This is a genomic window from Enterobacter sp. E14S (genome assembly GCF_055666685.1).
This window is the reverse complement of the sequence record NZ_JBVODQ010000001.1, coordinates 1,008,071-1,022,683: the sequence shown is the minus strand read 5'-3', so window position 1 is coordinate 1,022,683 and position 14,613 is coordinate 1,008,071. Positions and strand designations below refer to the sequence as shown.

The 14,613-nt window shown below is 55.3% G+C and carries 14 protein-coding genes; 5 read left to right on the top strand and 9 right to left on the bottom strand.

Annotated elements, in window-relative coordinates:
• Positions 1–36: 36 nt before the first annotated feature.
• Positions 37–2,097, top strand: coding sequence for an oligopeptidase B (gene ptrB / locus ACZ6J2_RS04880; protein WP_471724991.1), 2,061 nt, complete (start codon positions 37–39; stop codon positions 2,095–2,097).
• On the opposite strand, the gene exoX is transcribed toward ptrB, so the two are convergent.
• The 3 genes from exoX to ACZ6J2_RS04865 all read right to left on the bottom strand — a co-directional run bounded on the left by exoX (position 2,094) and on the right by ACZ6J2_RS04865 (position 3,772).
• Entirely contained in the window at positions 2,094–2,756 is a 663-nt protein-coding gene (exoX, locus tag ACZ6J2_RS04875) for an exodeoxyribonuclease X (RefSeq protein ID WP_010432611.1), read from the bottom strand. The genes ptrB and exoX overlap by 4 nt on opposite strands.
• Before the next feature lie 24 nt (positions 2,757–2,780).
• Positions 2,781–3,431 (bottom strand): nitrilase-related carbon-nitrogen hydrolase, encoded by a 651-nt coding sequence (locus ACZ6J2_RS04870; RefSeq protein WP_471724989.1) that lies wholly within the window; start codon positions 3,429–3,431, stop codon positions 2,781–2,783.
• Positions 3,432–3,541: 110 nt separating this feature from the next.
• Complete coding sequence (locus ACZ6J2_RS04865) at positions 3,542–3,772, bottom strand: DNA polymerase III subunit theta (protein ID WP_008500465.1); 231 nt, start codon at positions 3,770–3,772, stop codon at positions 3,542–3,544.
• A 136-nt stretch (positions 3,773–3,908) separates the two neighbouring features.
• On the opposite strand from ACZ6J2_RS04865, the gene yobA reads away from it, so the two are divergent.
• From yobA to ACZ6J2_RS04850, 3 genes are read left to right on the top strand one after another with little or no spacing between them, the layout of a single operon-like run.
• Positions 3,909–4,280 carry a CopC domain-containing protein YobA gene (gene yobA / locus ACZ6J2_RS04860; protein ID WP_471724987.1) on the top strand — a complete coding sequence of 124 codons (372 nt, stop codon included), beginning with the start codon at positions 3,909–3,911 and terminating at the stop codon, positions 4,278–4,280.
• A gap of 1 nt (position 4,281) precedes the next feature.
• Entirely contained in the window at positions 4,282–5,151 is an 870-nt protein-coding gene (gene copD / locus ACZ6J2_RS04855; RefSeq protein WP_471724985.1) for a copper homeostasis membrane protein CopD, read from the top strand.
• Positions 5,152–5,167: 16 nt separating this feature from the next.
• Positions 5,168–5,506: a YebY family protein gene (locus ACZ6J2_RS04850; RefSeq protein WP_033145840.1), complete on the top strand. Its 339-nt coding sequence runs from the start codon at positions 5,168–5,170 to the stop codon at positions 5,504–5,506.
• A 439-nt stretch (positions 5,507–5,945) separates the two neighbouring features.
• Here ACZ6J2_RS04850 and ACZ6J2_RS04845 read toward each other — a convergent pair whose 3' ends face one another.
• Positions 5,946–6,842: a glycosyltransferase family 17 protein gene (locus tag ACZ6J2_RS04845; protein WP_471724983.1), complete on the bottom strand. Its 897-nt coding sequence runs from the start codon at positions 6,840–6,842 to the stop codon at positions 5,946–5,948.
• Positions 6,843–7,016: 174 nt separating this feature from the next.
• Positions 7,017–7,958 (bottom strand): VirK/YbjX family protein, encoded by a 942-nt coding sequence (locus ACZ6J2_RS04840; RefSeq protein ID WP_471724981.1) that lies wholly within the window; start codon positions 7,956–7,958, stop codon positions 7,017–7,019.
• Positions 7,959–8,124: 166 nt separating this feature from the next.
• Between ACZ6J2_RS04840 and pphA the strand changes: the two genes are divergently transcribed.
• The gene (gene pphA / locus ACZ6J2_RS04835; protein ID WP_471724979.1) at positions 8,125–8,769 is read left to right on the top strand and encodes a protein-serine/threonine phosphatase; all 645 of its coding nucleotides are present in this window, start codon (positions 8,125–8,127) and stop codon (positions 8,767–8,769) included.
• Positions 8,770–8,803: 34 nt separating this feature from the next.
• Here pphA and ACZ6J2_RS04830 read toward each other — a convergent pair whose 3' ends face one another.
• From ACZ6J2_RS04830 to yebS, 4 genes are all read right to left on the bottom strand, one after another.
• A complete protein-coding gene (locus ACZ6J2_RS04830; RefSeq protein WP_008500472.1) occupies positions 8,804–9,043 on the bottom strand; it encodes a YebV family protein in 240 nt (79 codons plus the stop codon).
• 105 nt (positions 9,044–9,148) lie between these two features.
• Entirely contained in the window at positions 9,149–10,591 is a 1,443-nt protein-coding gene (gene rsmF / locus ACZ6J2_RS04825) for a 16S rRNA (cytosine(1407)-C(5))-methyltransferase RsmF (protein ID WP_471724978.1), read from the bottom strand.
• A gap of 77 nt (positions 10,592–10,668) precedes the next feature.
• On the bottom strand, positions 10,669–13,302 hold the full coding sequence (locus ACZ6J2_RS04820) for a PqiB family protein (RefSeq protein ID WP_471724976.1): 2,634 nt from the start codon (positions 13,300–13,302) through the stop codon (positions 10,669–10,671).
• The gene (yebS, locus tag ACZ6J2_RS04815; protein ID WP_471724974.1) at positions 13,271–14,554 is read right to left on the bottom strand and encodes a membrane integrity lipid transport subunit YebS; all 1,284 of its coding nucleotides are present in this window, start codon (positions 14,552–14,554) and stop codon (positions 13,271–13,273) included. The genes ACZ6J2_RS04820 and yebS overlap by 32 nt, the downstream gene beginning before the upstream one ends.
• Positions 14,555–14,613: the final 59 nt, after the last annotated feature.

Genomic DNA, 14,613 nt, shown 5'->3' with positions numbered 1-14,613 from the left:
AACCTTATAGGGTGTAAAACTTAAAAGAATGATGACATGCCACCGAAAGCCCGACGTACTCCTTATGCGATCACCACGCATGGCGATACGCGTATAGACAACTATTACTGGCTGCGGGACGATTCGCGCTCCCGGCCAGAGGTACTCGACTACCTGCACGAGGAAAACGACTATGGCCGCAAGGTCATGTCCAGCCAGCAGACGCTTCAGGACCAGCTCCTGAATGAAATGGTGCAGCGTATTCCTCAGCGCGATATCTCCGCGCCCTGGACCAAAAACGGCTATCGCTATCGCCATATTTACGAGCCCGGCAATGAGTATCCCATCTACCAGCGACAGTCGGTGTTAAGCGCCGAATGGGATGAGTGGGATATTCTGCTGGATGCCAACCAGCGCGCCGCCCACAGCGAGTTTTATACCCTGGGCGGTATGTCCATTTCGCCCGACAACGCGGTGATGGCGCTGGCGGAGGATTATCTCTCCCGCCGCCAGTACGGCCTGCGGTTTCGCAATCTGGAGACCGGCAACTGGTATCCGGAAATGCTGGAAAACGTCTCCCCGGATTTTGTCTGGGCGAATGATTCCGAGACGGTTTACTACGTCAAAAAGCACGCGTCGACGCTGCTGCCTTACCAGGTGTGGCGACATACCGTGGGAACAGACTCCGCTGACGACGAGCTGGTTTATGAAGAGAAAGACGAAACGTTCTATGTCAGCCTGCATAAAACTTCCTCACGCCACTATGTGATTATCTTCCTTGCCAGCGCGACGACGTCGGAAGTTCTGCTGCTGGATGCCGAACTGCCGGATGCCCAGCCGCTCTGTTTCCTGCCGCGCCGTAAGGATCACGAGTACAGCCTGGATCACTTCCAGCACAGCTTTTATTTGCGCTCCAATCGCGAGGGCAAAAACTTTGGTCTCTATAAAACCAAAGTGCGCGATGAGCGCAAGTGGGAGGTGCTTATCCCCGCGCGGGATCAGGTGATGCTGGAAGGGTTCACCCTGTTTACCGACTGGCTGGTGGTGGAAGAGCGTCAGCGCGGGCTGACCAGTATCCGGCAAATCAACCGTAAAACCCGGGAAGTGGTGGGGATTGCGTTTGATGACCCGGCCTACGTGACGTGGATTGGGTTCAACCCTGAACCCGAATCGTCGCGGTTGCGCTACGGCTACTCCTCCATGACCAGGCCGGACACCCTGTTTGAGCTGGATATGGATACCAGGCAGCGCCAGGTGATTAAACAGACCGAGGTAAAAGGGTTTGAGTCCGAAAACTACCGCAGCGAGCACCTGTGGGTCACCGCCCGTGATGGCGTGGAGGTGCCGGTCTCTCTTGTTTACCATCGGGCCCATTTCCAGAAAGGCAAAAACCCGATCCTGGTATACGGCTACGGCTCGTATGGCTCAAGCATGGACGCCGATTTCAGCAGCAGCCGGTTAAGCCTGCTCGATCGCGGTTTTGTTTTCGCCATCGCCCATATTCGCGGCGGCGGTGAGCTGGGCCAGCACTGGTATGAAGACGGGAAATTCCTGAAGAAGAAAAACACCTTCAATGACTATCTCGACGTCTGCGATGCGCTGATTGAGCAGGGCTACGGCGATCCGCAGCTCTGCTTTGGGATGGGGGGCAGCGCGGGCGGCATGCTGATGGGGGCGGCGATCAACCAGCGTCCCGACCGCTTTAAGGGGATTGTCGCGCAGGTTCCGTTTGTCGATGTGGTCACGACCATGCTCGATGAATCCATTCCCCTTACTACCGGGGAGTTTGAGGAGTGGGGGAATCCGCAGGATGAGATGTACTACCGCTATATGAAAGAGTACAGCCCGTACGATAACGTCGAGGCGAAAGCCTACCCGCATATGCTGGTCACCACCGGTTTGCATGATTCTCAGGTGCAATACTGGGAGCCGGCAAAATGGGTGGCAAAACTGCGGGAGTTGAAAACCGATGACAATCTGCTGCTGCTGTGTACCGATATGGATTCCGGACACGGGGGGAAATCGGGGCGATTTAAATCGTACGAAGGGGTTGCGCTGGAATATGCCTTTTTAATAGGCCTGGCGCAGGACACACTGCCAGGCCGTGCGGAGCGTTAAGCGTCGCCCAGATAATGTTTCAGCGTTAAGCGCAGCTCCGGGCTCATTCTGTCGAGGTTGTTATACAGCCAGCGCAAATAGCCCGGGTCTTTATCCGCCACCTCGGACACCGGCTTCCCGCGATATTTACCAAAGGTAAACGTGGTCAGCAGCGCGGGACGTCCGGTGATCGTCGCCATGTCATCCGGCGTCCAGCCAGAGATATTCATAATATCAATCAGCAACGCGGCGGTGATATAGCAGTCATACAGGGCGCGGTGATGGTGAAGCCCCTCAGGGGTACGAACGCTGAGCTTGCGGGACTTGTACAGCGCCATGTTGCTGTATTTAATCCCCGGCCACAGACGACGCGCCAGCTTCATGGTGCAAATCCATTCCCCCGGCATTTCAGGCAACACCCGGCGGTCAAAGCTGGCGTTATGCGCGACGTACCACGGGCTACCGTAGTAGTGAGGAATGATCTCTTCGATCCACGGCTTATCCGCCACCATCGATTCGGTAATGCGATGGATAGCCATCGCCTGAGGGCTGATGGGGCGATCGGGACGCACCAGATGGCTCATTGGGTTGACGATTTTACCATCAACCACGTCGACAGAGGCCACTTCCACTATTCCGCCCTGAAGATCGCAAGTTTCGGTATCGATGACGCGCAGCATTGAAAACTCCTGAGCTTAAAACGCCTAGCCTAAAGGAATGATATCGCCTTGCCAACCCTCTCCGCCGAGCGTGCCGGTCACCAGAAGCTCGCCCTTATCCGCGCGCACGATCAGCTGGCCTTTTTCATCCCACAGCGCGCTGCCGCCGCAGGCGTTCGCCATCAGCACCGCAATGGCATATTTATGCGCGAAGCGCTGCAGGTTACTGATGGACTGCCGCCAGCGATTATCTCCCACCGACTGGCAGCTGGTAACAAGCGTTGCCCGGTGATCGAGATTGGGCGAATCGGGATGTGCATCAAGGATGGTAAGGTGTTTATCCCCCGGCACGAGGCTGGCACCGCGCCCTTGCGGATAGCGCAAAATGCGATGGCGAGCGGGCGATAACAGCACAAGGCCTTTCTGGCGCTGGCCATTCTGCTCCAGGGGGAGCCCGGCAATAACGGTGATCTGGTGTTGATGTGCTGCGTTGAGCAGCGGCTCCAGCTGCGCGTCATCGGGCGGGGGAGGTAACGTCGGCGCGCCAGAGCCCGTTAATGAGAGTTCAGGGAAAACCAGCAGATCGCACCGCTGCCGTGCTGCTTCGGCGATGAAGCGCAGGTGGTGCTTAACATGGTCATCTACAGTCTGATGCAGCCCGCCATACTGGGCTGCCGCTATATTCCAATGTGACATCGTGACTTCCTTATACACTGAGTCGCAGAGATTTAAGGATACACCTAAAATAATCAGGGTTTTCTTATCCTGCCAGATTCCGCGTAAGGAAATGTAACGACTCGTTAAGCTTATTTAACTTTAGGCTCGTACGGTAAACGGGAGAGGTTAACCGAGGCGAGGCGGTGGGCGATGAGTCTTTCGCGAAACCAGTCGCGCAGATGGGCGGGCTGTTCCCGTTCCACGACTTCAGCCACGACGGGCATGTTGTAACGCTCTTTGAACGCGACGCCAGCGGCAGCGAGATCGACATTCACTTTATCCATCTCGTCCTGCGGAAGGGCGGCCAGATTGATCTTCATTACCTTCTCCTTTTTATGCGGCGGCAACGTTACCGCGATTGCACGACGATGACAAGCGGAGGCAGGATGATCCTCGACTCGTTTATTATACAGCGTTATTCTTTAGCACACAGACATAACAAAAAGGAATGATAGGATGGGTTTCTCCGCTTCCCGCGCGGTCTGCGCACTGGTTTTTGTGGCCTCGACAATGATGACGCCTTCCGTGCTGGCACATGCACATCTTAAACAGCAGATCCCGGCAGCAGACAGCGTGGTGACCGCACCGCAGGCACTTACGCTGAATTTTTCAGAAGGTATCGAACCTGGATTTAGCGGTGTGGTGGTAACGGATGCGCAAAAGCAGGCCATCAAAACGGGAACCGCTACGCGCGACGAAAAGAACAAGGCTCAGCTCACCGTGCCGCTGGAACAAACGCTGGCGTCAGGGAGTTACCAGGTGGACTGGCATGTGGTCTCCGTGGACGGCCATAAAACCAAAGGCAGCTATCACTTTAGCGTGAAATAGCATGCTGGCGCTGTGTTATATCGGGCTACGCTTTATCCATTTCGGGGCGCTGATGCTGGTGTTTGGCAATGCGCTTTACAGCGTCTGGTTTGCGCCTTCCTCTCTCCACCGTCTGCTGTCCCGGCGTTTTCAGTCGCAGCAGAAAGTGGCGGCCTTAGTGAGCCTGGCGGCAGCAGTCCTGATGTTTGTGCTGCAGGGTGGATTGATGGGCAACGGCTGGGGAGATGTGTTTGCGCCACAGATCTGGTTCAGCGTGATGGGAACCCGGTTTGGCGGCGTCTGGCTGTGGCAAATAATCCTCGCTGCGCTGACGGTCGGTGCGGCATGGCTCGCGCCGCTGAAAGGTTCGCGGCTGCTGCTGCTCGCAATGGGCCAGCTTATCCTGCTGGCTGGGGTAGGGCACGCGGCGATGAACGACGGTCCGACGGGGGCGCTGCAGCGTCTTAATTATGCTTTTCACCTGATATGTGCCGCCACCTGGCTTGGCGGATTACTGCCCCTGCTGTTCTGCATGCGCCTGGCGAAAGGGCGCTGGCAGAATGCCGCCATCTTTACCATGATGCGCTTCTCGCGCGTGGGGCATTACGCCGTTGCGGGCGTCCTGCTCTCCGGGGTGATAAATGCGCTCATGATACTGGGCCTCGATATTCCCTGGCAGGCTGGCTACGTGCGGTTTTTGTTGTTCAAATGTGCGCTGGTGGCGTTGATGGTGGTAATTGCGCTGGCAAATCGGTATTTTCTGGTGCCACGGTTTCGTCCGGAGAGCGGGCGAGCACAACAGATTTTTATCAGGATGACACAGGCAGAAGTGGTGCTGGGAGCGCTGGTGCTGGCAACGGTCAGTCTGTTCGCCACCTGGGAACCCTTCTGACAAGGTTAAATATCATATGAAAAAGACAGTACTTTCTCTCTTATTGCTGGCCTGTACGGGGAGCGCGCTTGCCGCACCGCAGGTTATCACCGTGAGTCGTTTTGAAGTGGGTAAGGACAAATGGGCGTTCAATCGCGAAGAGGTGATGCTGACCTGCCGTCCAGGTCATGCGCTGTATGCCATCAATCCGAGCACGCTGGTGCAATACCCGCTAAATGATACCGCAGAGCAGCAGGTAGCCAGCGGCAAGAGCAGCGGCCAGCCGATTAGCATTATTCAGATCGATGACCCGGCGCATCCGGGACAAAAAATGAGTCTGGCGCCATTTATCGAGCGCGCCGACAAGCTCTGCTAACGTTCGGGTTTCCAATAAAAAACCGCAGATGCTTGCGAAAGCACTGCGGTTTTTCACTTTTAATGATGCTCTGGCGCTTTTTTTCCGACCGCTTTTGCTGTGGACTGGAAAACCTGGCGTCGTCATCTATTCTTAAAAGGCAAGGCGACTTAGCCTGCATTAATGCCAACTTTTAGCGCACGGCTCTCTCCCAAGAGCCATTTCCCTGGACCGAATACAGGAATCGTATTCGGTCTCTTTTTATCTGTATGTTTTTCAAAGCATTGTTCGGTGTTGACTCTAAATCACCCGAAACTTTCTCGAACATTCCATATCCTGTCTAAACCATAACATACTCAGGACCGCGTGCGTCCAGGGTTTTTTGGGATCTTTGTTAAAATTTTGTGGCCGAGCGACCGCTGAGCAAACGCCTTCTGGCGAGCAAAAGGGCAGCCCTAAGTTAAATAATGAACGCGCTGAATTTGTCTTTGTGGCGGACAATGTACTCCGGGAAGTTTTCAACCGTTAGCTCTTGCTTAATTAACGTCCTGTCACGCCCCCAGATATCTTCCGCATTTTTAATGACCTTCATGATGTGTTCCGGGTTGTTAAACTCAGGAAGATCGTATTCAGTATGGGATATGGTCGACATTTTTTCTGAGATGCGCTCGGGTGTCATTACCCACGAGAAGTGCCAGCCACCATTGTCAATAATGCTGTTGTTAATCTTGAACCAGTTCCACTTTAGCCAGGACCAGTTTTTAACGCTTCGGGTGCGTTTAAGATTCCTGAATGATTCAGGTTCGCCGCCAAAGAAACTAACGAGATTTTTATATTGTGTGGCTCTCGGTAATTTACATTTTCTTGGCGTGTTGTCAGTATTAAAAACCTGCAGGTTGAACTGATAATTATAGAAATTCTGATAAATAGTGGTGCAGAGCTTTTTGGGATTTATCGATGCTACCACCTGTGGTGAAAATATCTCATCGACATCGGAAACTAAAATCAAATCATCATCGCTGGCCTGCGTCAAACCCTGCATGATGGCATTCCTCTGCGCGGCTTCATTTGCCCACGCATCCACCACCATTCCCTCTGGCAGACCCGCAATCACCTCCCGAGCCGGGTGTGATTCTTCAGCAGCTTTCGTAATCGGCTCTTTATCATGAACAACGTAGATAATTTTATCTTTAAACTGGCTGTATTTATTAATGTCAAAATGCAGCGGCCTCTTTTTACCTGTAAAGGTATGCGTTGACTCAACGATAACGAAGCGATCGACAACGTCCGCAAGCGTGTTCAGCCTGATTTCGAGAAGCATATCTTCATCGTAATATAAGAAGCAGTCATAGATCATTACCGAAGTCCCTCATTTTTGCGCCCACATTGCGCTCTTCCCAACGCATTCGCCGGTTTCATTTCGCGCAATGCTAACTGAGCGCCCTCGCCCTGTGCAATAGTGGGCTGCTTTACCATTCTTTTTTTAAACGGAATGCATCCGCTATGCAGTGAGCGAAGACGTCGGCCAGGCTTAAAAGTGGGACTTCACGGACGCCTCTATTTTATCGAGCAGCTCAAAGCGACGGCGGTATTCGGCGCGTTTTTTACTGGCAATTTCTTCAAGGGATTTACGCTCCATCTGCAGCGGCAGCTGCCAGCAGAAGGCCGAAAGCTTTTTACCGTCCAGAGATGCCCAAAATTCATCGTAGCTGGCGTGGAAATGGCGGCCTTTGCTCAGGCGATATCGCAACGCGCGGAAAACGTGTCCCTCATCGCTGACGGCAAAAATCGCCCGGACAGATGACTGCGCAGCCAGCTGAAAAAGAACTTCCATCAACACGCGCTTAGGGAACAGGCCGTGGCAGGCGCGGGTGGCCTGCTTAATGACGTCTCGCGATACGCTGCGGCGGGGCCCCTGAAGCCCGCCGATAACCATGACTTGCTGACCGTTACTGCGCGCGACGCTAAAGGTCAGGCTGGCCAGCAGCGTATCCTCGTTGTCGCGTAGCCATAGCGTGCTTTCGCCTTCGCGCTCGGCTTTCCCCGCAGAGGAGGCATTGACCGTATAGGTTACACCGTCTTTGGCGTGGAACTGCACAACGGTTTGCTCCTGCGGGCTGCTCAGGGCCTGAGCGAGACCGCTCTCTCTCAGGCTATCAATCCAGTAGTAGTGGTTGACGATAGCGTCGGCGCGATCGTTAGCCGTCAGGCCGCGCATCAGATACTGTCGGTGGGTCTTGCTGGGCAACGTAATTTGAGAGGCCAGCAGCCTGTCGAAATCGTCGCGACCCGAAAGGGCTTCCAGCATGCGATGGGTAGAAGACCAGAACAGAAGCGAGCGTAAAAGGAATTTAAGGCGATATTCGCGTTTACGCCAGATTGGACCCGGCACGCGTTTGCCGTTCACCAGCTCGGAAATAATGTTTGTGCGATGCGGATAGAAAACATCGTTATGCAGGTGCGTATTAGACACGTGAAGACCCCTCTTTTTTTATACCCTTATTCTAAAGAGCCAATAAAAAGGGATTAATAGCGCGAGGATCTTTATTTCTGTTTGGTTTACCGTTTGTTTCACTTCGTGACGACCGCGCCGGCCTGTCGCCTTTTCTGCGGCGGCTATACTGTTTAAAGGAGGTTCTATGTATCAGCGAATTGAAGGTGGGATGTGGCGCCACATCTGGGTTGTCAGCGATATACACGGTTGTTACCAGTGGCTTATGGATGAGCTTAAACGCCGTCACTTTAACCCGTATGAGGATTTACTTATTTCGGTCGGGGATGTGATCGATCGTGGCCCTGATAGCGTTAAATGCCTGCAGTTAATTCATGAAAAATGGTTTCGTGCCGTGCGGGGAAACCATGAGCAAATGGCTCTCGACAGTCTGGATAATAACGATTTTTCACTCTGGACGATGAATGGCGGAATATGGTTTTCGCATCTTGAACGCGACCAGCAACAGCTTGCCCTGTCGTTGCTCGATGCCTGTCGCGATTTACCGCATATCATCGAGATAACCTGTGCGAACGGTCTGAATGTGATTGCCCATGCGGATTATCCGGCCGCGGAATACCGGTGGCAAAAACCGGTTAGCGCCCAGCGCGTCTTATGGAACCGCGACAGGCTGATGGGATTTATGGTGGGCAAAGGAGAGGGCATCAGCGGCGCGGATCATTTCTGGTTTGGGCATACGCCTCTCGACAGAAGATACGATTTTAATAATCTTCACTACATTGATACGGGGGCTGTTTTCGACGGTTACTTCACGCTGGCGCAGCTGCAGTAATAAATAACCCGCCTTCGGGCGGGTTCTCTTTAGGTCAGGCAAGACGCATGACCCAGGCATCGGTTTTACTATCGTAATGCTCACGGTAAAGGACAGAATGTTCACCATCAAGTATTGCCGGGACGCTGGTGTCTGCATCCCATGCATCGAGCTGCATGCACAAATCCGGGTCGGATTTGCAGGGAATACTTAACGTTCGATCGCCTTGTGCTTCGCCGCGCAGCTCTGCGTCGTCGATCTCAAAAGCGCCAATACGCACGCTGGTTTTCGTCATAGTGCTCTCCGGGTCGGTTGTCAAAATCTGGTATGACCAGTGCGATCACCCATTTCTGATCGTAGACAAGGAGAGCAAAATCGCCAGTAAAAAAATGCGCTTTTTTCAGGCTGTGCGATCGTTACCGGTAAACAGGCGGCCGTCCCGAACCAGCTCGCGCGGATAGCTGTTTTTCAGCCTTGAACCGACCTTTTTTGCCAGCCCCAGCGGATATCCCTGATACGTCACTATCACTTCATCGCCAGATGGTGTGCTGTCCGGATAGACATCGCGACCGCGGTACCACTCTTCGGCTTCCTGATGCGTCAGGGCAAAGGTATTCTCGCATCCGGCAAGGGCGATAACGGCCTCATGCTGCCAGCGATACCCTTTATTATGCACTTCCGCCAGGCGGATACCGATTCGGGAAAAACGGACCTTTCCGATAAGCGGCTCGATCTGAGCCGGGAACAGCCATATCTCTTTATCACGCATCCAGGGGTGCAGGCTCTCATCCCAGAACAGCCCAACCTTTTTGGCGGCGGCTTCAAGCTGTGCTGCTTCGCGACCTTTAAGGGGAGCAAACGGGAAGTTGCCGACCTTAAATTTAGGCGCGGGCAGGGGCTCAACGGCCTGCGTTTTACGCAGACGCGCCACAAAGAACCCTTCGCAGTCGTAAATCTGCGGGAACACGTGGAGGAAACCCTCCGGCGTGACCGCCTCCTGTGCCGAGGCAAACAGGCCGTTAAGCGGCAGGAACTCAACTGCCTCCGGGTAGTTCGCTTTCAGCCACAGGCAGACGTCTTCGTTTTCATCGCGGTTTAAGGTACACGTTGAATAGACCAGCGTGCCGCCTGGGCGCAGGGCATGGAATGCGCTCTCGATCAGCTCGCGCTGCGTGGCGGCGATCTCAAGGTTGCTTTCAACTGACCAGTTCTTTAACGCGTCGGGATCTTTACGCACCACCCCTTCGCCGGAGCAGGGCGCGTCCAGCAGAATGGCATCGAAGGCTTCCGGTAAGGCGGCGCCAAACACGCGTCCGTCGAAGTGCGTCAGGGCAACATTATGAATACCGCAGCGGCTAATGTTGGCATGGAGCACCTTCACGCGGCTGGCGGAAAACTCGTTGGCGAGGATCGCCCCGTGGTTACCCATTCGGGCGGCAATTTGCGTGGTTTTTGAGCCAGGAGCGGCGGCAACATCCATCACGCGTTCAGGCGCATTGCCATCGGCGAACAGGGCGGCCACCGGCAGCATCGAGCTGGCTTCCTGAATATAGAACAGACCGCTCAGATGTTCAGCGGTACTGCCCAGCGGCAGCGAGGCTTCGTCATCGCGTTCGATCCAGAACCCCTCGGCGCACCACGGGACCGGCGTAAGCTGCCAGCCGTACGGCGAGACCAGCGCCAGAAAATCCTCGACGCTGATTTTCAGCGTGTTGACGCGAATACTTCGGCGTAACGGACGCTGGCAGGCGGCGATAAAATCGTCTAACGACAGGTGAGAAGGAAGCGCCTCGCGCATCTGCGCCAGGAATTGTTCAGGAAGAAATACGGAGTTTTGAGCCACGGGCACACCACAGGGAAAAGTTCAGGTGCGCAGTGTAACATAAAGGCTCCGGTGCGTTGACACCGGAGCCTGTCAGATTAACGCGGCAGGGCGGTTCCCCAATCGCGCCACTCTTTCGGTTCGCTTTCGAGCAGCAGGAAGTGTTTACCCGGCTGCGCTTTCGGCGCCAGCGGCGTGCCCGGCGGCGTGGCAAACGCGATACCGCCGCGAATGAACTGGTTGAAGGTGCCGGTTTTCACCACGCCTCCCGTCAGGCCAAAGTCCAGCGAATAGCCGGATGCCAGCCAGAATACCGAGTTATTACGGACCAGGTGCTGGTAGCGTTCGCTGATGCGTAACGCCACCATTACGCGGTCGGAGAGCGTACCGAGCGTCAGGCCCGTGACCGTACCCACTTCAATGCCGCGGAACAGTACCGGCGTGCCGATGCTCAGCGAGCCCGCTTCCGGCACTTCCACCACGATGCTCAGGCCGCCAAGGTAGCGCGAGTCGGTGATCGTGGCTTCCTGCAGTTCGAAATCACGACGGGCATTGCCCTGGCCCGGCTCAACGTTGATGTACGGCTGCAAAATGGTGTCGAGATGCTCAACGCCCGCGGCCGAGATCTGCGGCGTCACCACCGAGAAGCGCGAACCCGTGCGGGCGAAGGTCTGCACATATTCCGGGTACAGCACGGCGGTGGCCTGCACCTCGTTGCGCGAGGTGATCAGCGTCAGCTTCTGGATTTGTCCAATATCAATGCCCAGATAGCGGATTGGCATGCCTTCCGCCAGCTTGCCGGCATCAAACGCGTGCAGGGTAATCTGTCCACCCACGGCGCGTGCGGCGGTTTCGGACGGGAAGAGAATACGCTTATCGCCTTTACGCAGATTCGCGCCCGCGCCGCTGAGATTATCGAAGCTTATCGCCCCGCGCAGCGCGCGTGAGAGCGGGGAGGCCTGCACGGTCAGCCCGTTACCGTTAAGCTGAACTTTCGCGCCGCCTTCGGCCCAGAAGACGCTGTTTGGCGTCAGCAGCTTGCGGTACTCCGGCTTGATATGCAGTTCGATATCAAACGCGTCCGCACGCGGGCGAACGGCGATCACTTCCCCAACTTCAAACTTGCGATACAGCACCACGGAACCTGCCTGTACGTCCGGCAGCGTCTCGGCGCTTAATGTCAGCGTGGTGGTAGGGAGATCGCTCAGGCTGTTTTCAACCGCTTTCTCCAGGTTGGCATACAGCGGATAGCTGTCGCGCACGGGGCCTTTATCACCGGGCAGAATGCGGATGCCGCCGTTAACCCATTCGCTGGCGCTGGCACCGAGGAACTCCACGCCGTCCAGACCCACCTTCACGTCGACGCGACTGTTCACCACGAATTTGCTGTCACCGTGCACCAGGTCGCTGTACTGCGGATCGATGGCGACCGAGAAGGTCACGCCATTCGCGGAGAGCTTACGCTCCAGCACCTGGCCGACCTGCACGCCGTGTAAAATTAACGGCTGACCGGCTTCGATTCCGTAACTTTCTGGCGCATTCAGCGTGACGGTCACTACGCCCGGCTTTTGCAGCAGGGATTTATCCGCCGGGGCAATCACGAAGCTATTGCTGGGCTCACCTTCACCGGGGATGAGCTCAAATGTATTGCCGGTCAACAGCGTGCTGAGGCTGGCATCGTTCAGAGAGAGCTTTGGACTGCGCATTTCGATACGCGTTTTCTCGCGCAGGAGGTCGACCACGCTCGGATCGACAGTCATTTCGCCGGTGACCGAGCCGCCCGGGTTGAGCGTCATTTTGGTGAGCTGACCAACCTGCAACCCCTGATACATCAGCGGCGTTGAACCGGCTTTTAGCCCTTTAGCATCGGGCAGGGCGAGTTTGACGATCACGCCGCGCTGGCTGTGCGCCAGGTCTGCGTACAATCCAAATGAGTCATCCGCGGTGGCGGGGCTTGAATTTTCCGGGGAGTCAAAGGCAATGGCACCATTCACCAGCGCGGCCAGACTCTCCAGCTTCACTTTCGCACCGCTCAGGCTGAGGTCCGCATCCACGCCGGAGACGTTCCAGAAGCGGCTGCCTTTTTTCACCAGATTGGTGAAGCGACGCTCGATCAGCACGTCGATGGTGACGCCCTGTTTATTCGGGTTGATCGCGTAATCGTACACGCGGCCAACCGGGATTTTGCGGAAATAGACCAGCGAACCGCTGTTCAGAGAACCGAGATCCGGCGCCTGCAGATGGATCATTAAATCGCCGTTATTGAGACGGTACTTGGGCTGTGTATCCAGGGCAACAAAGTGATCCTGCGGCTCTCCTTTACCCGGCATCATGCCGATATAGTTACCGCCCACGAGCGCATCCAGCCCTGACACGCCGGCCAGAGACGCTTTTGGCGTGACCAGCCAGAACTGCGTTTCGCTGCGCAGGGCATCCTGCATGTCAGATTTAATACTGACCCGCACCTGAATCTTGTTCAGCCCTTTTCCAAGGGAGATGTCCTGAACCGTACCCACTTCAACCCCCTGGAAGCGAACGGGCGTTCGCCCGGCGACGATGCCGTCGGCGGTCTGGAAATCAATGGTGACGGTACTCCCGCGATCTTCATAGCTCGTCCAGATCAGCCAGCCTGCAATCATCAGGGCGATGACGGGCAGCAACCAGAATGGCGAAATGCGGCGTTTTGTTTTAATTCTCGCTTCAGTCGGCGAAGCGGGGGTTTCCTGACTCATGTGCATCCCAAAGTAAGCGGCTATCCAGCCATTCCACAGCAAGAATAGTCAATATCACCGCAGAGCCGAAATAAAAAGCCGCGGGTCCCATTGTAAAAGCAAGTAGCTGATCGCGATTGATGAGCGACATCATCAGCGAAATCACGAACAGATCTAACATTGACCAGCGGCCAATCCAGGTGACGAACCGCAGCAGCAGAATGCGGGTTCGCAAACCTTGTTCACACTTTAAGTGAATGCTGATGAGCAGGGTAAACATCACCACCACTTTGGTAAAGGGAACCAGGATACTGGCAATAAAAACGATCGCCGCCACCCCGACGTTGCTGTGCGCAAGGGAGATAATCCCGGAGAGGATAGTATCCTCCTGACGCCCGCCATTCACGTAAATGATGGAAATCGGCAGCATATTGGCTGGGATCAGAAACACCAGGGAGGCGATCAGCGCGGCCCAGCATTTTTGCAGGCTGTTGTTGCGCCGCAGTCTCAACGGAATGTGACACCGCGGGCAGCGCCCACGCGCGTCTGGCAAGCCGGTATAGTGGCATCCCAGGCAGACGCGCAGATTTTCATCAGGACGCGTGGCGGGGCGCTGAGGGTAAAATCGCTCCCAGAGCTGTTCAACGTTCAGGTGGATCAGCGTCAGGATGCTCAGCAATACCAGGCTGATGAAAGCAAAAAGTCCGATGCCGGGCTGCAAAAAGGCGTAGTCCTGTACTTTTATTGACGCAACGCCCACGCCCACCAGATAAATATCCAGCATCACCCACTCTTTGAGCTTATCCAGCATCAGCAGAACCGGGCGAAGGTTCATGCCGAGAATATTGCCAAACCACAGATAGGCAATGGCGGCGACCAGCACCAGCGGCGCGCCAACGGTGCAGAACAGCACCATGGCAGCGGTGATGGGATCGCCCTGACGGGTCATCTGCCAGATACCCTGCAGCACGTTGGCGTCAATGCGTACGCCAAGCAGGTAGAGTTTCAGCAGCGGTTCGCTCCAGGCGAAGGGCATCAGCAGCAGCATGGTGACGGCCATGGCGGCGAGGCGGGTGAGCGACCAGTCGCGGCCGTCGCGAATTTTGGCGTCGCAGCGGGGACAAAAGGCACTTTGGTGCGATTTCATCTTCGGCAACATAAAAAGCGTATCGCACTGGGGGCAACGCTGATAATGTGCACGTGGCAAAGCTTCGCTCACCGTATGGACAGTTATCTTTCTTGTCGGCGTAATTTTGGTTGTTTTTAAGGCCATCAGCTGCGCACAAATAAGTATTGTTGAAAGTTATAATAACTCATGAACGGATTCATCTT

Excerpts from the sequence above, each read along its gene's own strand:
- ACZ6J2_RS04830 (WP_008500472.1), bottom strand. The coding sequence starts at position 9,043 with ATGACGAAAACCAGCGTGCGTATTGGCGCTTTTGAGATCGACGACGCA.
- yebS (WP_471724974.1), bottom strand. The coding sequence starts at position 14,554 with ATGGCCTTAAAAACAACCAAAATTACGCCGACAAGAAAGATAACTGTC.
- ACZ6J2_RS04820 (WP_471724976.1), bottom strand. The coding sequence starts at position 13,302 with ATGAGTCAGGAAACCCCCGCTTCGCCGACTGAAGCGAGAATTAAAACA.
- ptrB (WP_471724991.1), top strand. The coding sequence starts at position 37 with ATGCCACCGAAAGCCCGACGTACTCCTTATGCGATCACCACGCATGGC.
- yobA (WP_471724987.1), top strand. The coding sequence starts at position 3,909 with ATGGGTTTCTCCGCTTCCCGCGCGGTCTGCGCACTGGTTTTTGTGGCC.
- exoX (WP_010432611.1), bottom strand. The coding sequence starts at position 2,756 with ATGCTGCGCGTCATCGATACCGAAACTTGCGATCTTCAGGGCGGAATA.
- ACZ6J2_RS04865 (WP_008500465.1), bottom strand. The coding sequence starts at position 3,772 with ATGAAGATCAATCTGGCCGCCCTTCCGCAGGACGAGATGGATAAAGTG.
- ACZ6J2_RS04870 (WP_471724989.1), bottom strand. The coding sequence starts at position 3,431 with ATGTCACATTGGAATATAGCGGCAGCCCAGTATGGCGGGCTGCATCAG.
- pphA (WP_471724979.1), top strand. The coding sequence starts at position 8,125 with ATGTATCAGCGAATTGAAGGTGGGATGTGGCGCCACATCTGGGTTGTC.
- copD (WP_471724985.1), top strand. The coding sequence starts at position 4,282 with ATGCTGGCGCTGTGTTATATCGGGCTACGCTTTATCCATTTCGGGGCG.
- ACZ6J2_RS04850 (WP_033145840.1), top strand. The coding sequence starts at position 5,168 with ATGAAAAAGACAGTACTTTCTCTCTTATTGCTGGCCTGTACGGGGAGC.
- ACZ6J2_RS04845 (WP_471724983.1), bottom strand. The coding sequence starts at position 6,842 with ATGATCTATGACTGCTTCTTATATTACGATGAAGATATGCTTCTCGAA.